Genomic DNA, 21,585 nt, shown 5'->3' on the forward strand with positions numbered 1-21,585 from the left:
ACAAGACGATATTAAAAACTAAAATTATGGGTAGACTGAATATGAAAGAATGGATCAGCCAAACGATCCAACGTAAGGAAACGATTGCAATTCCGATCATGACACATCCGGGTATCGAGTTTATCGGGAAAACGGTGCATGATGCAGTGACAAACGGGCAGGTTCATTATGAGGCAATCAAGGCTCTTTGTGGCAAGTACCCGGCGGCGGCCGCAACCGTCATCATGGATCTGACGGTAGAAGCGGAAGCTTTCGGGGCAGAGATTATCTTTCCGGAAAATGAGGTGCCCAGTGTATCCGGTCGTTTACTGGCAGACGAGGCAGCTATTGAGAAACTGGAGATTCCGGCATTAAACAAAGGAAGAATCCCGGAATATCTTAAAGCGAATATGCTGACAGCCAGAAATATTACAGACCGCCCGGTTTTTGCCGGTTGCATCGGTCCTTATTCGCTGGCCGGACGTTTGTATGATATGTCGGAAATCATGATGCTGATTTATATTAATCCCGATGCAGCCAATACGTTATTAAGAAAATGCAGTGACTTCATCACCCGCTATTGCATGGCATTGAAAGCAACCGGTGTGAACGGTGTAATCATGGCTGAACCTGCTGCAGGACTGTTATCCAACGAAGATTGCCTGCAATATTCTTCTTTATTTGTGAAAGAAATAATAGAGAAGGTACAGGATGAGCACTTTGCCGTAGTGCTTCATAATTGCGGAAACACAGGGAATTGCACGCAAGCGATGGTTTATACCGGTGCAGCCGCTTACCACTTCGGGAATAAAATTAAGATGGAGGAAGCGTTGAAAGAGGTTCCGACCGATGCACTGGCAATGGGAAATCTGGACCCGGTGAGCCTTTTCAAGATGGCAGGCCCGGAGACTATGAAGGAAGCGACTTTGCAACTATTGGAGACTACCCGTGCATATCCTAATTTCGTATTGTCAAGTGGTTGTGATATTCCGCCACATACGTCTTCTACTAATATAGATGCATTTTATACTGCATTGGAAGAATTCAATAAAACACAAGTTTAATTCTGTGTCCGCAGGATTACAACAACCTATATATTTCAATGCATCCACCAATGGTTGAACAGGAACTTACTTACCAGAAACTGCAAATCCCATCGTCCGATATCTACGAGGCGATGGGATATAAAGATTCTATGCCGGATGGAATGGTTATAGAAGAAATAAATACGTTACTTGACCGTATCACTCCCCTTCTTCGTCCCCGTTTTTTCTTTTTCATCGCCGATGGACTGCTCGACACCGAAAAAGCAACATTGACAGTAAAAGATACGGTTCTCTCAATCGGTAAAACCATTACCCGCCAATTACGGGGTTCGGAAGCTTTTGCCTTTTTTACCGCAACTGCCGGAGTTGAATTTGAGGAGTTCCAACATCTCCTCCAGCAAGAGGATGACATGGTGAAAATATATATAGCAGATTCATTGGGGAGCATCATTGCAGAAAAGGCTGCTGATTGCATGGAAGAGGAGTTGGCTGTATTTATCGAAAAAAGAGGTTGGAAACACACTAATAGGTACAGCCCCGGTTATTGCGGATGGCACGTATCGGAACAACAAAAACTATTCTCCTTATTTCCGGTTGCTTCGCCTTGTGGTATTCAGTTGACTGATTCCAGTCTGATGATTCCCATCAAATCTGTAAGTGGTATTATTGGAGTGGGTTCTCATGTCCGTAAGCTGGAATATACTTGCGGGCTGTGTACGTACGAAAATTGTTTTCGCAGAAAATAGTTTCACCACAGAGGACGCAGAGGACACAGAGTCTTTTATTATTAGATAATAATCTCTGTGTCCTCTGCGTCCTCTGTGGTGAATAAAAACTAGTGGCCATTGAAGAAGATGTAAAGCCCGATCATAGTCACAATAAGTAATCCCCATAGGATAAGAACAATTCGTGCAGGTTTGTCCTCTATCTTTTCCATATTCAAGATGCCCAATTGCGGAGACTTATCCCACAGGCTGACTACTATCATGCCTATTCCGATGATAACGAATAAGTAGAAGGAAAGCAGCATAAAATGAGGCCACGCATTATATTGTTCGGCCGGAAATACCCATAAATACAAGATTCCTACTCCGATACTGAACACTGTTCCCAATGTTAGAGCCATATTAGCTGCCAGAGTAGTGGTGCGTTTCCAGAACACGCCAAAGAGAAATACAGCTGCCATCGGAGGAGCTATAAATCCCAGTACAGACTGGAAAACATTAAATAGATTCAGTCCTTTGATGCTGTCGATCGCTATGGTTATTATCACAGAAATCAGTGCACCGACTACCGTAACCACTTGTCCCACCCTGATAATCTCTTTCTGCTTGGCCTGCGGTCGGATTTTCTTCACATAGATATCCATCGTGAATACCGTACTTAATGCATTCAATGCAGAGCCGACAGTACTTACCAATGCTGCTGTCAATACAGCCAATACCAAGCCGACCATTCCTGTCGGGAACAGATGAGTCACCATTGTCATATAAGCCTCATCGGGATTCTCCAATTGTGGGAATAAAGCGAGGCAGATAATGCCGGGAAGAATGTAAAGAGGTACATCTAATATTTTCAACCATCCGGTAAAGTTGGTTCCCATCTGTCCTTCTTTCAGATTCCTGGCAGCAAGAACCGGTTGCACCATCGACTGATCCGTACACCAAAACCAAACTCCCATAATAGGATAACCCAGGATAATAGGTAGCCAAGGAAAAGCCGGGTCATCATTTGGATGGAAAAGATTCCAGTAATCCGCCGGAACGGCGTCCACCAGTGCGCCTACACCGCCCACTTTATAGATTCCCATGATAGCCAGTGTGGCTGATACTACAATCAACAGTATCATTTGATATACATTCGTGTAGGCCACAGCTTTCAGTCCGCCAAGCATCGTGAAGAAAGCGGAGATGACAAGTAACAGCAATGCCGATTGCCACATAGGAATATCGAAGACCTGACGGATCAGGACTCCACCGGCAAATAAAGTCAATGCAAGCCATGAAATAAGAATGGTAATAATGGTATACCAAGCAAGGATGTTACGGGTAGATTGTCCGAAACGTTTTCCCATAAATTCGGGCAATGTCGTGATGCGACTACCCAAATATCGGGGAGCAAAGACAAAAGCAAGCAGACATATAAAGACAAATGCATACCAGGCATAATTCCCCGAAACAATACCAGTAGTAAATCCGGCACTTGCGGAAGCTATCAACATGGAAGGTCCCACATTCGTCCCCCACATGGAAAAGCCGATATGATACCACTTCAGCGAATTCTCCGCAAGGAAAAGACTACTCCCCTTTTTTCGTTTAGAACTTGCCCATATACCAATAGCTATCAAAATCAGGAAGTAGGCAATCAGAATACTCCAATCTAATGTCTCTAAGAATTTCACATGCATAATTCAAGTATTAAATAAGTAACGTAAGTTTAAATCTAATTTTCTTTAGGCAAAGATTACATGGATTTCACGGTTTTAATAGGCTATGTAATTAAGAGCCGTGTTGATCCGTGTAATCCGTGCCTTTTTATTCTATTTTTTATTTCCAATCAGTTCTTTGGCAACTGCTACGGCTGTATTCGCATTATCACTATATCCGTCCGCACCGATTTCGTCAGCAAACCCCTGACTGACGAGTGCTCCGCCAATCATCACTTTCACTTGATTACGAATACCGGCCTCTTCCAATGCCTGGATAACCTCTTTCATATACGTCATGGTAGTAGTCAGCAATGCGCTCATGCACAAGATGTCAGCATGGTTTTCCTTCACAGCTTCCACAAACTTGTCACAAGTCACATCAATACCAATATTTATGACTTCAAAGCCGCACCCCTCCAGCATGGAAGCCACCAGGTTTTTACCAATATCATGGAGATCTCCCTTCACTGTACCGATGACAATCTTACCGATTGTAGTGGAAGCACTTCCTGCCAATAAAGGTTTCAGTAGTTCCAAAGCCCCTTTCATGGCACGTCCTGCCATCAACAGTTGAGGAACAAAAGCTTTTCCATCCTGGAAACGTTGTCCCACTTCGCCCATTGCTTTAATCATATAATTATTGATAATCATTTGGGGAGCTACTCCTTCCGCAATGGCTTGCCGGGTGACTTCAACCGCAGGTTCCAGTTTCCCGGCAACAATGGCTTCATACAGAGGTTGCAGTTTATCCTCTTCCCGATGTTGTTCTTCCCGTATACAAATACGTTCCTGTCCGGTAGCTGCCAAGTCGGCATCCTGTTGATGTTCATTGGTATTTACAGAAGTAGAAGAACCGGTATATTCTTCAACAATCCGCATGGCCTGTTCCACTTCCTTTTCGTTATGAAAATCCATTTCCAAGTGTACACCGTCCGCACCGATATGATCCAATAGAGGTTTTAGTTCGTCTAATGTCACCCAGCAAGCCATTACGCTCTTTCCGCATGCCAGAATCTTCTTATACAGATCGTACCATTTGGGAGATCCTCCTTGTGGTTCGCCCACTCCGGGAGTCCATTGAATCGCATTCAATTCTTCAATTTCAAGCAAGGCAGGCAGGTGATGCATAGCTCCCACTCCATCCAGATGATAAAGGGTATAATCAATCTTCTGACATTGTTCACGAATAAAAGGTTGCACAAACCGGCGATAATCATCCTGACTAATCATGGTCGAAATATCACTTTGCAGTTTACTCATCTTTCCGGGAGCCCAGGACGAGAAATAACAGAATGCCATCTCGTCGCCTTCACGGATGATGTCGTATAGTTCATCAAATACTTTGAAGTAGATGTCGTTGATTTGCTGCATCTGTTGTTCCAAGATTTCGGGCTGCATCACTGTGTCCAATAATACCCTATCCGTTCCTTTCAGTGCGGCTAGGACATCCAGTCCTTCCATCAGGTCGGGCATACCGACAAAGTAGTGTCCGTTGGCTTTCGCTTTGCAGGCTTTCAGGAGTTCTTTATGAAGAATCCAGTTCGGGTGTTCGGGGTTAAAGACTATTTCATTGGTGAAATCCGGGTGGGGATGAATCCAAATGGTGTCTTCCCCGCCTTCAAACACTCCGCCTAAAATGGCAGCTAGAGAACCGGGACCCAGTTGGGTATTCGCAACCGGAAGAATATCCGCTTTCAGGCTGCTGTGCGCTACGTACCAGTCCAGATATTCAGCTCTCCATTGAGGGTCGAACCACTTTTGCGACAAATCTTTTGCCAGTGCGGGAGGTGTTATCTCTGCATGTGGTTGCACTCCTTCCTGGAAGTGCTCCCACATATTGAGAATGATTCCTTTATGGTTCCACCAATTTATATAACGTTGTTTTGTTTCTTCTAAATTACTCTTCCATGTTTTCATACTATACTAAATTAATTAATTTTCTACCACAATCTATCATAGTCCAAAATCCTTTATAATCATTATCTATGCGTAAAGCCATGCTCTTGCTTAAATCCATTTCATCCGTACAGTCCACGTCTTCCGGATAGATGGGTATCACGGCATTTGCACGCACATATACGGGCATTTCTTCCAATGGAACGTATACGTCTTTCAGCCAGCATGCTCCTTCCAGACGTTCTCCCGTAAAGAAGTTCACCCATTTTCCTTCGGGAAGATAGATATCCCGACGGTTCTCGCTGTTCATCACCGGAGCTACCAGGAAATCATTGCCGAAATAGTATTCATCATCCACATGCCAACAAAGTTTATCTTCCGGATGATGCAGAATGAGTGCCTGCAAGAGCGGATAGCCGCTTTCTATGGCTAGTTTACTTTGTTCTATGATGTATGGAATGAGCGAATAACGCAATTTCCACCACTTTTTCACCAACGGAGCTATGGCCGGATAGTGCCAGGGTTCACGCTTATTGGTTCCGTGATAACGGATATGCGATGTGAATACGCCGAATTGAGTCCAACGCATGTACACATCATCTGCTACTACCGAGTTCATAAAATTGGGCAATGTATGGAAGCCGGGAACATCATGGCTCCAAAAAGCAAATCCCGACAGACCGAAATGCAGACCACCTTTCAGAGAACCTGCCATTCCATCCCAAGAACTACAGGAATCGCCTCCCCAATGCAAAGGATAACGCTGGCATCCCGCCCATGCGGAACGTGCCCAGACAATGCCGTCACCTGTCACTTCTTTCGTAATTTCGTAAGCAGCCTTTTGATAAAGCAGGGCATACAGGTTGTTCAACAATTCCGGCTTCATACCTTTATAGAGGGCGTCCATGTGAATGTTTTCACCGAAATCGGTTTTGATACAGGTTACTCCCATATTCAGGAGTTGTTTCAATAGTCCTTTGTACCATTCGGTTGCTTTCGGATAAGTAAAGTCGATTGTTCCGGCATAATCCAGGGCGGAGAAGTTGGAACCATCGGTCGCTTGTTGTTTGGTCAATGGGGCTATATAATCATTGGCTCTGGCTTCATCAATCTGCTCTGCATTTTCCGCAACGTATGGAAGTTGCCATAAAGAGACACGATAGCCGTTCTTTTTCAACCGCCCGATGAATCCTTTCGGATCGGGGAACCGTTCTTCATTGAATTTCCATTCGCAGAGCCAATCGGTACGGAACCAGCCCGTATCCAGATGAATTACATCACAGGGATAGTGTTCGGCACGCATACGGTCGCATATTTCGTCTACTTCATCGGCACTGAAATAAGTCATACGGCTCATCCAAACGCCAAAACTCCAAAGAGGAGGCATAGACGGATAGCCGGTCAGGTCACGATAACCGCGAAGAATATCTTCCATCGTATCACCGCCTATTACAAATACATCCAGCAATGCCTGGTCGCTTAGAAACTGTACGGAACGGGTGGAATGTCCGGCCAGCGAGAGCTTGCTATGAGCACATGTATGGTAGAATGTTCCATACATGCGGCTAGATAGATAGAAGGGGATATTCTTATAAGTACGCCGGTTATTGACTCCTTGCCCGTCCTGGTTTTTCAGGAAGAAAGTCTGTCCGCTTAAGTCCATTTTAAAGAAACGTTCTCCGGTTCCGGCAAAACATTCATCGGGCTTACATTCAAAAGAAAGCGTTGCACGTTCTTTCCGACCGTCGCGTTTGCAAAAAGCAACAGGTAACGCATCGTAGCGGGGAGGCGAAAAATGGTCGTAGGCTGACAAGCGGATTTCACGCTTTCCGTCAGGGTATAAAGTGATATCAAGCGTTTCTTGAGGGTCGGGAAGCAATTCGCTCCATCGGTCTAATAGAGGCTCTTCCACATTGATAACGGCACGCTTCGTTCCGTCCTCCGTCGAAAGAATCCATTTTCCTTTTTGTTCTTTTATAAACAGGGGCACTTTCTGAATCCGGTCACTGAATTGCAGCATTTCCGACTCATCTGTCAGTACATAATCACCGAAGCCAAGAAACAGGCGGGTGATACCGATGTTATACTGACGGATGATTAACGTATATTCCTCCTGGGGAACATCGGTATCCGCCATCATATCGTTAGCCAGCTTTTGCTTCTGAAAGGGAACTGTTACGTAAATATCTCCTTCCTTTTCATAAACAGCCGTTGGCTTGTATGCTTTCCAAAGCGACTCATTCCTTGATAACTCGGTATCGAAATCAAGGAAATCAAATAAGTGATAGTTCGTTGGTTTCATCTATTTTATTGATTAAATATCGTTTATTGATTACTATAATTATCAGATTAGTTTGAATGATTACCATACTAGTTTAGCTCTAATGATTATTACATTAGTTTATTGATTGCTATACTAGTACATTGATGACTATGTTAATCCATTGATTTGTTTCAATCTTGCTTTATTCTTCCGGCTTTGTATTTAATACTGTCCGCCACTTGAGGCCCGTTATTCTTCCACACGTTCTTTTTCCCGGGGCGGTTCGAATCAAAACGTTCAGCGGGACACCAGTTGTTTTCCATTGTATATCCGTCCGTAGCTTCATCCAGATAGATATAAAAAGCACGGTCATTCGTAGCGTAGGGGGCTTCGATTAAATGTTCGATCCGATTATTTCGCATGACGGAACCCGGCTGGTTGGAAAGAGTATACAGACCGCCTGCATCGTATAGCCGACGGGCAAAGTGATGTACATAGTTTGCTTCTATCCGGTTGTTGCACATTCCGCTCTCCAGCGATGTCCATCCCCAGCCTACACAAATCCCTGAATAGTTCAGATGGCAGACTTCATTATGAGAAATATCCATGTTTCTGACATATCCGGCGCCGATACCTACACATCCCCAGTCTTCATTAGTCACATTACTGATGAAATTGTTTCTGATAGTAATATGGGAACATAATTCCCGTACGTCAGCAGGAATAAAAGGAATGTGCGTCTCAAATCCTCCGTCCGGAAATGCACCGACCAGTAAAGCCGTTCCTCCAATATCCGTAAATTGACAATCTTCGACGCTCGATGCTGTAACGGCCCATTCATAATCCAGTCCGGTGGACGATAAATGACGGAAGGTGCAATGCTTGAAATCAATATGCTCGGCACCTCTTACACGTATCGCTGTTTCGGGACGGGTGATCTAGGCTTGGTTCTCCAGTTCCGCTTTTTCCGGAAGCCCCGGTTCTTGTAGTTTATAGGCATCCAATAAAGGAAATCCCCCTTGCAAGGTGACGTGTCCCTGAAAAGAAGGACGCATCCAGGAGGTATGCGCAAAAGTAATTCCGTTAAATTGTATATGCTTTACCGGACGGGACAATGTACCGTCTATGGTCACTAAAGTTTCCAAGGCAGGGATAATCACTTCAGCTGTTTCCATATTTTCGCCTGCCTGCGGATAATAGTAAATCGTGCCGGAAGGATATTCCTGAAACCATTCACCGGGTTGGTCCAGCAATTCCAGTGCATTGGTCAGGCAAAAGGAAGAATTTCCTTTCTCTCCTCCGATGACGGGTTGCGGCCAGGGATGCGCAAACTCTAGGTGACTTTCAGGTTCATGGAAGCGAACTACAGCCTGTCCGTCTTTCGCGTCTATACTTTTCACACGCAAAATAGCAATTGCCCAGCGTTGATGGACAATCATTTCCAGTTGACCGGCATTTTGAAGTCTTTCCGGATTTACACTTTGAGAAACGGGGATCGTAATTGTCTGCTCTTCCGGATTGAAGTCAATCATTCGTTCCAATCCTCCGTCAGGAAATTGCGCAGCTCTTTGAACTTTATGACCGTTCACCCACATTTGCCGGGTTTCTACTCTTCTATTTCCTATTAGGGGAGCCTCTGCCGACCATATCTTCTGCTTTAGCTTTTCAGGAACTGCCGGATGATTACATCCACGCTTCCACCCCGTAACAGCAACTCCACCACTAATCACAGGATGAGCCCCATCTACTGCACAAATCACTGTTGGAGAATCGGGTGTCCCACTATCTTCCGGACGAAGAAACAGAGAATTGCGCTGGGCATAAACACCCTCTTCCAAACGAATATAAATTCCTCCGGCTACTTCCGGCCAATTTAGTCTACGCCATTCACGAGCCTGCTTGATTGCCCGGTTTAATGTATTAAACGGGGCTTCCTTTGTCCCGGGATTCTTATCATTCCCCTGCAGGGATACATAAATTTCTCCCGCAAAAAGCGAGGGAAACCACCCCAAGAAAATGATAAAAGAAAGATAAGTAAAAGTCTTTTTCATGGTACTACCTCAATGTGCTACTTCAATAAAGACGAACACACATCGATTTAGTACTCTATGTAAAGGCAATAGATAGGTTATTCTTACGAATGTTTTACAACATCAAATAGGTTACCGAATAAGACCTATGATAAATTGATAGCAAAAATAACCGCAGACAACGAACTTCAGTAAAGTTCCGAATATAAATCCGAGTAAAGAGCCCACACCTGATTTGAGTGCCTGCGAGAACTCTTTATTTCCTAATAGTTCACCAATCACCGCTCCTAGAAACGGACCGAGAATAATCCCCCAAGGCAAGAAAAGAAGACCGACAAGAGTTCCTATGATACATCCCCAATTCCCCCATTTACTACCGCCACTATATTTACTTCCCAGCATCGGAGTGAAATAATCCAATACCTGCAAAACAGCTACAATCAATAACCATACGATTAATTGTGTCGTAGAATATTGTACCTTATCCGTGAAGTGCAGAATGATCAACCCCACATAAGCAATAGGCGGACCGGGAAGAAACGGCAGAATACAACCTGCTAACCCGGCTATCATACAAAGGGCACTAATTACAATCAAAATAATGTCCAACATAGTCTGTTCTTTTTTTAGTTCTGCACAAAAATACAGTATCTTTCAATATATACAAGCTAACCTCGAGAATTATTTCCGCCACTTCACTGCTGTTTCAGAATAGCTTTGTCAGGGCTGTAGTTCTTTGTGTGAATGAGTTTTTCCAATACTTTTTTGAGGATGCCTCGTACCCAACAAGAACTTTTACTATCTTTGTGTCGTTAACGCTAAAGAAGCAAGTTGTTAAATAAGAAATCAGCAGGAGGACAGAAGATGGATCCAATGGAATATATAGTACCCAACAGAAAGCGTTTGCCTTACGGTATGATGAACTTCGCAGTCATCCGCCGCGAAGACTATTATTATGTAGACAAAACCCGCTTCATTCCTATGATAGAGCAGGCAGACCGGTTCTTTTTCTTCATCCGTCCCCGCCGCTTCGGCAAAAGCCTCACGCTGAACGTACTGCAACACTACTACGATGTGCGTACCCGCGATAAGTTCAACGACTTATTCGGCGACCTCTACATTGGGAAGCATCCCACAGCAAACCGCAACAGCTATCTGGTGCTTTACCTCAACTTTTCAGGTATCACCGGCGAACTGAACGATTATCGAAAAGGACTGGATGCACATTGCCAAATCCGCTTCGACTTCTTCTGTGAAGTCTATTCTGACCTCCTGCCACAAGGTATCAGAGAACGATTGGACGAAAAGGACGGGGCTGTCAACCAACTGGACTATTTGGTTTCGGAGTGCGAACGTGCCGGACAGAAAATGTATCTCTTCATCGACGAATACGACCACTTCACCAACGCCATCCTTTCCGATGCGGAAAGTTTGCACCGCTACACTGATGAAACGCATGGCGAAGGTTATCTGCGTGCTTTCTTCAATAAGGTGAAGGCAGGAACTTATTCCAGCATAGAGCGTTGTTTCATCACCGGCGTAAGCCCCGTAACGATGGATGACCTGACGAGTGGCTTCAACATCGGCACAAACTACTCACTTACCCCTCAATTTAACCAAATGATGGGGTTCACCGAAGAAGAAGTGCGCGAAATGCTGACTTACTATTCAACGAACAGTCCTTTCCGCCATACTGTTGACGAATTGATAGAAATAATGAAACCATGGTACGACAATTATTGCTTCGCGCAGGATTGTTACGGTGAAACTACCATGTACAACTCCAACATGGTGCTCTACTTCGTGAAGAATTACATAGATAACGGCAAAGCGCCACGAGAAATGATAGAAGATAATATACGTATCGACTATGAAAAGCTGCGTATGCTCATTCGAAAGGATAAGGAGTTTGCACACGATGCTTCCGTCATTCAAACTTTAGTGAGTCAAGGTTATATCACCGGTGAACTGAAGAAGGGTTTCCCTGCCCTCAACATCACCAATCCGGACAATTTTATAAGCCTGCTCTACTATTTCGGAATGTTAACCATTAGCGGAATAGATAAAGGCAAGACCAAACTGACCATTCCGAACCTGGTGGTTCAAGAGCAGCTCTACACTTATTTGCTGAATACCTACAACGACGCAGACTTAAATTTCAGCAGCTACGAAAAGAGCGAACTTTCAAGTCAGCTCGCCTATGATGGCAATTGGCAAGCCTATTTCAGTTACATTGCCGACTGCCTGAAACGTTATGCATCCCAGCGTGACAAGCAAAAGGGCGAATTCTTCGTTCACGGCTTCACCTTGGCCATGACTGCGCAAAACCGCTTCTACCGTCCTATCTCCGAGCAAGATACACAAGCGGGTTACGTCGATATTTTCCTCTGTCCCATGTTGGACATATATTCTGACATGAAGCACAGCTACATCGTTGAGTTGAAGTACGCCAAATATCGCGATTCTGAAAACCGTGTGGAGGAATTGCGTCAGGAAGCCATCGCCCAGGCCAACCGCTATGCCGACACGGACACGGTGAAACAAGCTATTGGCTCCACGCAACTACACAAGATTGTAGTGGTATATAAAGGTATGGAAATGCGGGTATGCGAAGAGTTATAATGAACAATCTCTTCACCCTTCACTTTTCCTTGTATTATCCTATCTATAAGCAGTTTATAGGTGAAGGGTGTTCCCTTCACCCATCCTTTCACGTTTTTTCTTTGTAAGCGTCTCCGCGATTCTATATAGTGTATTAAAATAAAAAGGCTAATGATCCCTTTTTAGTCATTAGCCTTTTCCCATCTGTCAGGAAGCAGTTCCCTGTATTTTTCAATTGGTGTGTTCGGTTGCCATTCGGCTGTTCTGTTTATCACATCCGTGAGATACTCAAATAGATTCACTTTATGCATCCTACAAGTGAGTGCTATCGTATAGAGTATGGCGCCTCGTTCGGCCCCCTTATGGCTGCCGAAGAACAATGAGTTTTTTCTAGATAAGGATATGTACCGGTTCATCCGTTCAACCATATTGTTGTCCAGATAAGTGTCACCATAATTAAAGATGTCCACCACTGCATTCCACTCATTGCGAAGATAGGTAATGGCTTCCTGCAGTTCGCTCTTAGGTAATAAATCCCCCCGTTCTTCTATTTCATCAAGCACATCTTTTATTTCTCCGAGTATGTCCGGCGCATACTTTTTTCGATGCATAAGATTCTGTTCTACCGTCCATCCCTCAACCCCAACTTTATGCTTATGCTCGTTTTGATAAAGTGCGTTTATCAGCTCCACGATTCTTTTTGCATCCGGCTCCTTCTCACCGCAATCTATAAATTTCCGTTTTATATGTTGCAAGCACGGGATGCGTGTGATATTGGGATAAGCATCGCTTTCGAGCTTCCGGTAAGGTGAGTAACCATCGCTTTGTATGATACCTTTGCAACTGCCTAATTCGTTAAGAATAACTCTTTCAGACCGGGAGCCGTCATCATAGAGCAAGTATATCATCCTGGTGTTTATGCCGACAACCACCCAAAGGTATCCCTTCCTGACTCCTTTTCCCTTGCTGTTCTTTTCTGGGACGAGTATTTTGTAATAGGTTTCATCGGCTGCCTTATAAGGATCACTCAAAGCTGTCTGCCGGATGCACTTATAAAGATTTTCGAAGAGGTTTGAGGCTTTCTCTATCAACTTATGAGCCGTAGGTTTCTTCAGCGTAAAGCCATGACTCTCGAAGTAGTTGATGATTCTTTCAACAGGTAGCGATTGTATATAACGTAATTCCATCAATCCGGCAATAAATGAACCGTCATAGCTGGAATTCAAGAAGGCCGAAGCCGGTGTTTTTCCCTCAAACAGGCGACCTTCTTGCGTATAGGTGTGTATCTTGTAGACATGCTTGATGAAGCGCATGGGTACACATTCATAGCGGACGCATATTCTGGGAACAGTGGTAAACAACCGGGCCTTATTGATGTCAAAATCGGGATCATCGGGATAAACGACATGTTCTTCTTCCTCCATCTCATAATGCATGTCACGTTTGGCCCCATTGTTCTTTCTTGCTTTACGCTTATCTGCTTTTTCCGCTTCTATCTTCTGTCGCTCCTCTTCGGATATGGCAGATTGGGGAGCCTGTTGCTGTTCGGATGTGTTGGATACAAGTTTGGCGAGTCCCTTAGTAAGGCGCTGTTGCTTGCTAAGAGATTCGCCTTTTTGAAGGAGTGCCTCTTTAAGGGAAGAAACCTCCTTTATCAAAGCATCTATTTGGTCCAAGAGTCTGTTGTTGTCATCTCGTAATCCCTTGATTTGTTCCTTCAATAACTCTATGATCTCATCCTTTTTCATGGCATAAAGATATAAAAAATCAACGAATTGGCCAAATAAACCGGATGATATCTTTAGCGCAAATATCTAATAATCAGAATGTTGAATTAGATCCTAAAACGCTTTCTCAACCGTACAGACTTTAATGACACTCCATTTAAGATAAAAGACAAAACCTGATAAGAAATCTCGTAATTACCTGTATTGGGGTTAAATGTCGGTAACTCAAAACTTCCACCTTCGAGGCGCTTGTAGTACAGAAGAAAGCCATCGCCATCCCAACGCAGTATTTTTACACTTTGTCGGTTTTTACCAAAGAATAAAAAGATATCTCCGGAAACGGGAGACAAGTCCTTCATTTCCGATCGTATAATTTTGAATAAACCGTCAATGCCAAGGTTCATACGAACAAAGCCCTGGTACAGATAGTATCGATTGGCTGATGTTAGAGAATACATGGATCTCCCTCCGTTCTTTCGTAATCGCGCAACATTTTAATAACACCACCGGGTGTGGCCCGTTTGACCGAAATGGTGGTTCCACTGTTAAAGGTGATTGTGATCCCGGCAAGACTAAACTCTTCTTCCGACAACATGGCGGGTGCTATTTGAGTGAATGAAGGAGAGGAAGTTGTCGGTTGGGAGGGTTCAACGCCGCCATAATAATCACGGACCACATCTGCCTTGGCTTGTTTAACGCTATAGCCCCGTCTGGACATCCAGGAACTCATACCACCAAAAGTGGTATGCTGATCGCGGCAAACATCGGCTAAAGAACAATTGTAGTCTACTTTCAATGCTTCAAGGAAATGTTTCCAAGTTTTTCCAAATCGATTTTCTGCTAAATCCATAATGCTTCATTTTTATACATAGCAAAAATATAAGAATGAAAAAAGGGCGACAAGATAGAATCGCGGAGACGCTTACTTTTCTTTTTCAAATTGTACCTTTCCACAATAAAAGCACTACCTTTGTCAATCATGTATGTAATATACAATATAAAATGAACGACAATAAATTAAAAAACAAAACAGTCCCTTTCAACTACGCCCGCTGCTACAACGAGCAATGTCCGAAAGCTTGTAACTGCCTGCGTCGGGTGGCTGCACTTCTCACTACCGCTGACACGTCCTACATCAGCATCGTAAACCCAATGTGTATTCCGGCCACCGGCATTGACTGTCCTCACTTCCAAAACGCAGAAAAGATACATGTGGCATGGGGTATCAGCCACCTGCTGGACAACGTACCTTATAAGGACGGAACAAACATCAAGCAACAACTGATCGGGCATTTCGGAAAAACTCTTTACTATCGCTTTTATCGCGAAGAACGCTTCCTAAGCCCCGCGGACCAAAACTATATCCGCCAACTTTTTCGCCGGAAAGGTATCACCGAAGAACCAGTCTTTGACAGTTACACGGATGAGTATAATTGGTAAAGCTGCGTTCTAACTAGTTTCCAGCCTGCTGAAACTTTTTGTTTCCAGCGCTAGAAACTAAAAGTTTCATACGGTGAAACGATTCGTTTCTCACCGAGAAACAAACTGTTTCACTATGGGAAACCATTCGTTTCAAAGTATGAAACAAAAAATGGAACTAGTTGAAAACAAAAGAAACCCTGATGAAAAGGCAGGTGAAGCTTAGGCCTTCACCCGCTATCACCGATGAACAAAGCGATGCAGAAGATGTTGAAGAGGTGAGAGGAATTTGAAGAGAAAAAGATAAGATATTTATTTCAACTACCTTACCTTCATTAGAGTTAGAACGCACCTTTATTAATTACAGTTTCTTCAGGTATAATTCCTATCTCATCAGGAAACAGCCATTATATTATTCGCTTGTTTCTATCTTTTTGATGATTCGTGCCGGATTGCCGGCTACGATTGTCATCGCCGGAACATCTTTAGTTACCACGCTACCGGCTCCCACTATCGCTCCATAGCCAATCCTTACACCTGGAAGTATGGTCGAATTTATGCCAATCCAAACATTGTCCTCAATCACAAAAGGAATCATACGGTCGTAGAGGTCAAGTGATTATTTTTAGTGTTATAGTTAAAATTTATCTACTACACTTGCAAGTTCTCTCATTAATTTGTTTCTTTGTCTTTAAGGATTGAATAAAGCCTCATATAAGGCTAACAAATTTATTCATCACCTATAATGAAAGAATTATGAGTAACAGAGAACTATCTAACAGAATTGAATATTTTGTGGGATGTATAGGAGCTTTCGCTGAAAAATATTCCTTAAGTAACAGTCAGGCATACAAATACCTGAAGCGTTTTTCCGGCTTGGATTTCTTAGAAGAATTCTATGATATCGAACATACATTCTCCATAGAGGAAGCTGTGGATGATTTAACGAAAATCTGTCAACGAAATGGAGGAGCTTTAGCATGATTCTTTACCACGGTTCAAATATAGAAATATCCCAAATAGATATTGATAAAGGAAGAAAAGGCAAAGACTTCGGAAAAGGGTTTTATCTGAGTGAAGATATTAAACAAGCCGAAAAGATGGCAAGTTTAACGACATTCAGACAAGGAAAAGGGGTTCCTGTTGTTTCTAAGTTTATGTTTGATGAATCTATTCTAAATGGTAAAAGTGATATTAAAATCAAACAGTTTGGCGGATATACCATAGAATGGGCTGAATTTATTCTATTAAATAGAAACAATAATACCAATATTCAAGCCCATGATTATGATATTGTAATAGGTCCCATTGCTGATGATACTGTAGGTCTCCAATTAAGACGATTTATTCAGGGATATATAAACATATCACAATTAGTGAATGAATTATCATAATATCCGCCCTACTATACAATATTTCTTTGGAACTCCCGCTGCAATTAATTTACTAAAAAGTTATGAATAAGGAAAAACAATTTTTAGTTGAATCTTTAGGAAAAGAACTGATAGAAATGCTTATGAGCGACTACGGATGGGATTTGCAAAAATCTATGGATGTACTGTATTCTTCTGAAACTTTCGCAAAATTAGAAGACGAACGTTCCGGCTTATATTATCAAGGAGCCATATATGTCTACAGTTTTTTAAAACAGGAAATAGAAAAGGGGACTATTGATTAAAATCAAATACTCCCCCATAATACAGACAGCCGATATGTGTGCATGAGAGCTAATCGAAAACACTCAATATTTATCGGTCATTACAAATACCAACTCCCCTCCCTTCATAATTTCCGAATGATGTATCCTGAAATTCTCAACGGGTTTGCCATTCCACGTTACCGACTTCACATACTTATTCTCATGCGACAATCCTTTTGCTTGCATCGTGAACGTTTTATCATTCGGTAATGAAATAGTAACTTCTTCCACCTGTGGTGCTCCCAATATATATTCTCCCCCAATCGGATTTACCGGATAGAATCCCATTGCAGAGAATATATACCATGCTGACATTTGTCCGCAATCATCATTTCCGCATAATCCATCCGGTTTGGGGAGGTAAAAACGGTCAAAAATTTCACGAATGAGTTGTTGGGTTTTATAAGGTTGTCCGGCATAGTTATACAAATAAGCTACATGATGACTAGGTTCATTGCCATGTGCATATTGTCCGATAAGTCCGGTCACGTCTTGCGTAAACCCTGTATTTTCCGCGGATGATTCTAAAAAGAATAAAGAATCCAGTTTGTTAGCGAACTTCTCTTTGCCCCCGAATAAATCGATTAATCCTTCCACGTCGTGTTGCACGTGCCAAGTATATTGCCAGGCATTTCCTTCTGTATAATCTCCGCCGGAAGTAGCGGCATGAGACAATAAGAATGTATTAAAAGGTGTACGCCATTTTCCTTTCGAATCCTTTCCCCGCATCATAGTCGTTGAGGGATCCAACAGATTCTTATAGTAGGAAGCCCGGCGGGAGAAATAAGCATAATCTTTCTCTTTTCCTAAAGATTTCGCCATGCGGGCTACACAATAATCATCATAGGTGGACTCCAATGTACGGGAAACCGACTCTTTGGGGATGATGTCGAAAGGATAATATCCATAACGATCATAAACCTCCCAGTCCGAATGTTGATGGCTTACGGTAGAACTTCCACGAATAGCGGCATACGCCTCTTCCACGTCAAATCCTCGGAATCCTTTCAGATAGGCGTCCACGATGACAGGGATAGCATGATTGCCTATCATGCAATGTGCCTCTTTTCCCCACAATGCCCAGATAGGAAGATACCCCATCGTGCGATAGTGTTCGAGCATACTCTGTATCATTCCGTCCACCCGCTCCGGGGAGAGAATGGTGTACAAGGGATGAGTTGCACGATAGGTGTCCCAAAGAGAAAGCGTGGAATAATAAGAGCCCGTCTTCGAGGTATACACTTTATCGTCAGCACCCCGATAACGTCCGTCCGTGTCCGCCATGTCGTTGGGCTGGATAAACAGGTGATAGAGCGAAGTATAGAAATTCTTCTTCTGTTCGTCACTACCAGTCAGCTTTACCCGATCAAACAAATTGTTCCATTGCCGGCAGGCCTCCATACGAATCTTGTCGAAGTCCCATCCCGGATTCTCTTTCGCTAACGCCGCTTTCGCGCCTTCCAGGCAAACGGAAGAGAGCGCTATTTTCACTTGCAACGTATCACCTTCAGCAAGGTCGAAATCAAGAATAAGTCGTTTCGCCTTCTCCCCTCCTGCCGATGAAAGCACTTCACGTACAACATACGGTTTGTCAAAAGAGATCACATAATAGTATTGTCGCTTTACCCAATTTTCTACCACTTGATGACCTGTGATGGTATGATTGTCGGGCATATCCATTTCAGCAGACAAGACATGTGTTTTCAGCCGTTCTTTATCCCAAACGATCCCGTTCTGGAGGTCTACCAGTAAGTGGGCAGGAGCAGTGGAATGATAAACGTAACGATGAAAAGAGGTACGCTGCGTGGAGGTCAATTCCACGTCAACAGCAGCATCCGTCAGCCGGACGGCATAGTATCCGGGAGACGCCTTTTCGGATTTTTTATCAAACTTGCTTCTATAGACTCCGTCTTTCACTTCCCCACTGAAAGGCAATAGAAGAACGTCTCCCAGATCGGGACACCCCGTCCCACTCAAATGCGTTTGGGCGAAACCGATAAGGGAATCATCCGCAAAGTTATATCCGCTACAATACTTCCATTCGTCATTACCCGTTTCGGGGCTTGCTTGAATGAAACCGAAAGGTACGCAGGCTCCGGGAAAGGTATGTCCGTTGTCGGAAGTACCAACGAATGGATCAGCATATCGAATATAATCATCATCCATGTCGGTCCGGAAGAATAATGTTCCATAGCCGGGGCCATCACACCATTTGGAAGCGCCCTCTACTGACATCTTGGAGAGAACCCGGCGAGTATAGGGCATATCCAATCCCTTGCGGGTGACGTAATGATTGTATACGATCTCATAGATAGGTCGAAACACTCCCCGTAATTTGTCCGAAATTATTTGCCAGTTGCAATATCGGCCCGAAATATCAGTCCACGTAGTAAAGGGAACGGATTCTCCCAAGTTATATTTCGCTGTATATTCGTAACCGGTCAACAGACGGTTATCAAGAGCGGCGTACATCTTCTCATCCCCCTGGTTGTAAGCGGTTTCGCAGGCTTCTGCCAAATTACCCAAGCCGAACATTACGTGGTCTTGGTCGCGACCGCTCTCCTGACACTGTCCGTTCTCGCCGATATAATTTTTAATCGTTCCGTTGTCGTGCCCGTTGTAATAGAAGTGAACTGCCTGATTGTAGAGAGCCTCATCTTCCAGGAAAATACCAAAGGCCATATATGCTTTGGTAGCAGCAGCCCCCCAGTTGCCGTTTGTATATGGTTTCGCCTTGAAGAAGGTGTCCAATACAGGAATGAATACCGTTCGCAACATCTTCTCCCAGCCGGCAATCTCCGCCGGAGTGACTTTGGAATAAGTATGTTTAATTAGTTCTGCCGCGTTCGCCAACATACTGCCTTGTAGAGAGGCGCACAGTGGGTCGTCATTGTCGTTCGGACCTATCAGTTTCAGCGTGGTGCTGTAAGCATTCAATATCTCTATCGACTTGCGGGCGTGAGCTTCATCTCCGGTGAGGGTCCACATCAAGGCGTTGAGATAAGCCGCCTTATGATCGTCTTCGCTAGGGCGTTTGGTGTGTTTGTTCACTCCCAAGCGGGCTATCACCTCAAAAGGACCTTGCATCTGATAAGTGGACAAGGCACAAGAATCAGCTTCGAGCAAACGGTAAGAACTGTAAGCCGGCTCTATCCGATGATCTACGTAATATTTCATCCTCTCCAAACTCTCCTTCGTATGGAGAATACCCGGATGCATGAACTTGTTCGCTTCGGACAAAGATTGTCCGGCACGTATCTTCTTCCATCTCATGAGCGCTTCAATGTAATAATAATCAGCATAGATAATAGAGGCATCTATCTCATCGTCGGCTGGATAGTGTCCGGTAGAGTGCAGCAGAAGAGCAGGATTCTTATCACGGCTTTGATACTTCTTCGTAGAAAGGTTGCGGAGCATCTTCTCCGCCAATTTATAATATTTATCTGCCCGCTCCTTATCGTCTTCCAGCGTCGACAGTTCCAACAAAGCTGAAGCGACAACCGCTGCTGCCGAAGCATCTCTGGGAGCGGTTGGGATATCGGGAGCATCGAAGTCCCAATAAGGAATCAAGTCGGCAGGCAGACGACGGATGTAGAGATCTGCCACTTTTTCGGCAAAGCGAAGATATTCTTTGTCACGTGTTTCACGATAGACCATCGTATATCCGTAGACAGCCCACGCCTGTCCGCGCGCCCACATCGAGGCGTCGTTATATCCTTGATGAGTGATTCCTTTGATGAGTTTTCCTGTAATAGTATCGTAGACAGCTACATGATAGCAAGAACCGTCTGTACGGAAATGGTTAGCTTTCGTCACACGAGCATGAGACAAAGCGATATCATAGAGCCTCTTCCCTCCTCCATGCTTGGCAGCCCAGAAAAGAAGTTCCAGATTCATCATGTTGTCGATAATCGTGTTATGAGGCCAATTGCTTTCTTTCACTTTCCAAGGCCATGATAAGAGGGTGCCTACACGGGGGTTGTAAAGTTTTGCCAGTTCGTCCGCACTTTTCAGCAGGATATCTTTGTAATAGTTCTCTTTCGTAAGGCGATAGGCATGACCGTAGCTACAAAACATTTGAAATCCCATATCGTGACTGGTAACTTTACTCGACAGAGACTCCAGCAATTTTGTAAAATGAACAGCTTTTTCCTTTATCTCCGGTTCATGGCTGTATTCGTAATCATACCACAGGACTCCCGGAAAAAATCCGCTTGTCCAGTCGTGGGGACTCACCATATTCCACGATGACTTGCCGGCTTCAATAGCTCTCGGAAGTTTCGAAGAAGTTCCTATTGCTTTCAATGTTTTATGTATTTGCCGATTACAGTAAGCCAGTTCTTTTTCTTGGGCACCGGCTATACAGATAACGCATAAACTTATCCACAAAGAGAGTATTCTTTTCTTTATCATTTACCTATATTTTAATGGTGTATATAATAACAAGAGGGTGTATCGAAAGTCTACAGTAACTCAAGACACACCCTCCCTTTATCC

General features: G+C 43.8%; 15 protein-coding genes and 2 pseudogenes. 7 read left to right on the plus strand and 10 right to left on the minus strand.

Translation table 11 applies throughout. The features are described from left to right. Positions 1 to 26 precede the first annotated feature (26 nt). Both KSX81_RS27060 and KSX81_RS27065 read left to right on the plus strand, forming a co-directional pair. Entirely contained in the window at positions 27 to 1,043 is a 1,017-nt protein-coding gene (locus KSX81_RS27060; protein ID WP_217725687.1) for a uroporphyrinogen decarboxylase family protein, read from the plus strand. A 50-nt stretch (positions 1,044 to 1,093) separates the two neighbouring features. Continuing rightward, positions 1,094 to 1,771: a vitamin B12 dependent-methionine synthase activation domain-containing protein gene (locus KSX81_RS27065; RefSeq protein ID WP_118418628.1), complete on the plus strand. Its 678-nt coding sequence runs from the start codon at positions 1,094 to 1,096 to the stop codon at positions 1,769 to 1,771. Between the two features lie 89 nt (positions 1,772 to 1,860). Here the strand turns inward: KSX81_RS27065 and KSX81_RS27070 are convergent, their stop codons facing one another. The 5 genes and pseudogenes from KSX81_RS27070 to KSX81_RS27090 form a co-directional block, all read right to left on the minus strand. Beyond that, positions 1,861 to 3,432 carry a sodium:solute symporter gene (locus tag KSX81_RS27070; RefSeq protein WP_118418629.1) on the minus strand — a complete coding sequence of 524 codons (1,572 nt, stop codon included), beginning with the start codon at positions 3,430 to 3,432 and terminating at the stop codon, positions 1,861 to 1,863. A gap of 132 nt (positions 3,433 to 3,564) precedes the next feature. Then, positions 3,565 to 5,370 carry a corrinoid protein gene (locus KSX81_RS27075; protein ID WP_118418630.1) on the minus strand — a complete coding sequence of 602 codons (1,806 nt, stop codon included), beginning with the start codon at positions 5,368 to 5,370 and terminating at the stop codon, positions 3,565 to 3,567. 1 nt (position 5,371) lies between these two features. After that, positions 5,372 to 7,651 carry an alpha-xylosidase gene (locus KSX81_RS27080; protein ID WP_004297442.1) on the minus strand — a complete coding sequence of 760 codons (2,280 nt, stop codon included), beginning with the start codon at positions 7,649 to 7,651 and terminating at the stop codon, positions 5,372 to 5,374. A gap of 152 nt (positions 7,652 to 7,803) precedes the next feature. Beyond that, positions 7,804 to 9,663: pseudogene (locus KSX81_RS27085) on the minus strand (right-handed parallel beta-helix repeat-containing protein). A gap of 111 nt (positions 9,664 to 9,774) precedes the next feature. Then, the gene (locus KSX81_RS27090; protein WP_004297440.1) at positions 9,775 to 10,254 is read right to left on the minus strand and encodes a DUF456 domain-containing protein; all 480 of its coding nucleotides are present in this window, start codon (positions 10,252 to 10,254) and stop codon (positions 9,775 to 9,777) included. Between the two features lie 252 nt (positions 10,255 to 10,506). Between KSX81_RS27090 and KSX81_RS27095 the strand changes: the two genes are divergently transcribed. Continuing rightward, positions 10,507 to 12,264, plus strand: coding sequence for an AAA family ATPase (locus KSX81_RS27095; RefSeq protein ID WP_004319306.1), 1,758 nt, complete (start codon positions 10,507 to 10,509; stop codon positions 12,262 to 12,264). Positions 12,265 to 12,425: 161 nt separating this feature from the next. On the opposite strand, the gene tnpC is transcribed toward KSX81_RS27095, so the two are convergent. The 3 genes from tnpC to KSX81_RS27110 form a co-directional block, all read right to left on the minus strand. Next, positions 12,426 to 13,991 (minus strand): IS66 family transposase, encoded by a 1,566-nt coding sequence (tnpC, locus tag KSX81_RS27100; protein WP_004296722.1) that lies wholly within the window; start codon positions 13,989 to 13,991, stop codon positions 12,426 to 12,428. 86 nt (positions 13,992 to 14,077) lie between these two features. Continuing rightward, a complete protein-coding gene (tnpB, locus tag KSX81_RS27105) occupies positions 14,078 to 14,428 on the minus strand; it encodes an IS66 family insertion sequence element accessory protein TnpB (protein WP_004296723.1) in 351 nt (116 codons plus the stop codon). After that, positions 14,416 to 14,820, minus strand: a complete 405-nt coding sequence (locus tag KSX81_RS27110) for a hypothetical protein (protein ID WP_004319308.1) — start codon at positions 14,818 to 14,820, stop codon at positions 14,416 to 14,418. The genes tnpB and KSX81_RS27110 overlap by 13 nt, the downstream gene beginning before the upstream one ends. A 152-nt stretch (positions 14,821 to 14,972) precedes the next feature. Between KSX81_RS27110 and KSX81_RS27115 the strand changes: the two genes are divergently transcribed. Further along, positions 14,973 to 15,410, plus strand: a complete 438-nt coding sequence (locus KSX81_RS27115) for a DUF6078 family protein (RefSeq protein ID WP_004319314.1) — start codon at positions 14,973 to 14,975, stop codon at positions 15,408 to 15,410. Positions 15,411 to 15,801: 391 nt separating this feature from the next. Here the strand turns inward: KSX81_RS27115 and KSX81_RS27120 are convergent. Further along, positions 15,802 to 15,975, minus strand: a pseudogene (locus KSX81_RS27120) (DapH/DapD/GlmU-related protein); the annotation flags it as partial. 170 nt (positions 15,976 to 16,145) lie between these two features. Here KSX81_RS27120 and KSX81_RS27125 point away from each other — a divergent pair. The 3 genes from KSX81_RS27125 (at position 16,146) to KSX81_RS27135 (ending at position 17,067) form a co-directional block, all read left to right on the plus strand. Then, on the plus strand, positions 16,146 to 16,373 hold the full coding sequence (locus tag KSX81_RS27125) for a DUF3791 domain-containing protein (RefSeq protein WP_004297431.1): 228 nt from the start codon (positions 16,146 to 16,148) through the stop codon (positions 16,371 to 16,373). Next, positions 16,370 to 16,783, plus strand: a complete 414-nt coding sequence (locus KSX81_RS27130) for a DUF3990 domain-containing protein (RefSeq protein ID WP_004297430.1) — start codon at positions 16,370 to 16,372, stop codon at positions 16,781 to 16,783. Before KSX81_RS27125 ends, KSX81_RS27130 begins: the two co-directional genes overlap by 4 nt. 62 nt (positions 16,784 to 16,845) lie before the next feature. Then, on the plus strand, positions 16,846 to 17,067 hold the full coding sequence (locus KSX81_RS27135) for a hypothetical protein (RefSeq protein WP_004297428.1): 222 nt from the start codon (positions 16,846 to 16,848) through the stop codon (positions 17,065 to 17,067). Positions 17,068 to 17,130: 63 nt separating this feature from the next. Here the strand turns inward: KSX81_RS27135 and KSX81_RS27140 are convergent, their stop codons facing one another. Next, complete coding sequence (locus tag KSX81_RS27140) at positions 17,131 to 21,501, minus strand: GH92 family glycosyl hydrolase (RefSeq protein ID WP_217725651.1); 4,371 nt, start codon at positions 21,499 to 21,501, stop codon at positions 17,131 to 17,133. Between the last annotated feature and the right edge of the window lie 84 nt (positions 21,502 to 21,585).

Origin of the sequence: Bacteroides sp. MSK.18.37 (assembly GCF_019129155.2) — a bacterium.
GTDB classification, from domain to species: domain Bacteria; phylum Bacteroidota; class Bacteroidia; order Bacteroidales; family Bacteroidaceae; genus Bacteroides; species Bacteroides ovatus.

Bases quoted from the DNA above. Each gene is read 5' to 3' on its own strand.
- KSX81_RS27060 (WP_217725687.1), top strand. From the start codon at position 27: ATGGGTAGACTGAATATGAAAGAATGGATCAGCCAAACGATCCAACGT.
- KSX81_RS27065 (WP_118418628.1), top strand. From the start codon at position 1,094: ATGGTTGAACAGGAACTTACTTACCAGAAACTGCAAATCCCATCGTCC.
- KSX81_RS27070 (WP_118418629.1), bottom strand. From the start codon at position 3,432: ATGCATGTGAAATTCTTAGAGACATTAGATTGGAGTATTCTGATTGCC.
- KSX81_RS27075 (WP_118418630.1), bottom strand. From the start codon at position 5,370: ATGAAAACATGGAAGAGTAATTTAGAAGAAACAAAACAACGTTATATA.
- KSX81_RS27080 (WP_004297442.1), bottom strand. From the start codon at position 7,651: ATGAAACCAACGAACTATCACTTATTTGATTTCCTTGATTTCGATACC.
- KSX81_RS27090 (WP_004297440.1), bottom strand. From the start codon at position 10,254: ATGTTGGACATTATTTTGATTGTAATTAGTGCCCTTTGTATGATAGCC.
- KSX81_RS27095 (WP_004319306.1), top strand. From the start codon at position 10,507: ATGGATCCAATGGAATATATAGTACCCAACAGAAAGCGTTTGCCTTAC.
- tnpC (WP_004296722.1), bottom strand. From the start codon at position 13,991: ATGAAAAAGGATGAGATCATAGAGTTATTGAAGGAACAAATCAAGGGA.
- tnpB (WP_004296723.1), bottom strand. From the start codon at position 14,428: ATGTATTCTCTAACATCAGCCAATCGATACTATCTGTACCAGGGCTTT.
- KSX81_RS27110 (WP_004319308.1), bottom strand. From the start codon at position 14,820: ATGGATTTAGCAGAAAATCGATTTGGAAAAACTTGGAAACATTTCCTT.
- KSX81_RS27115 (WP_004319314.1), top strand. From the start codon at position 14,973: ATGAACGACAATAAATTAAAAAACAAAACAGTCCCTTTCAACTACGCC.
- KSX81_RS27125 (WP_004297431.1), top strand. From the start codon at position 16,146: ATGAGTAACAGAGAACTATCTAACAGAATTGAATATTTTGTGGGATGT.
- KSX81_RS27130 (WP_004297430.1), top strand. From the start codon at position 16,370: ATGATTCTTTACCACGGTTCAAATATAGAAATATCCCAAATAGATATT.
- KSX81_RS27135 (WP_004297428.1), top strand. From the start codon at position 16,846: ATGAATAAGGAAAAACAATTTTTAGTTGAATCTTTAGGAAAAGAACTG.
- KSX81_RS27140 (WP_217725651.1), bottom strand. From the start codon at position 21,501: ATGATAAAGAAAAGAATACTCTCTTTGTGGATAAGTTTATGCGTTATC.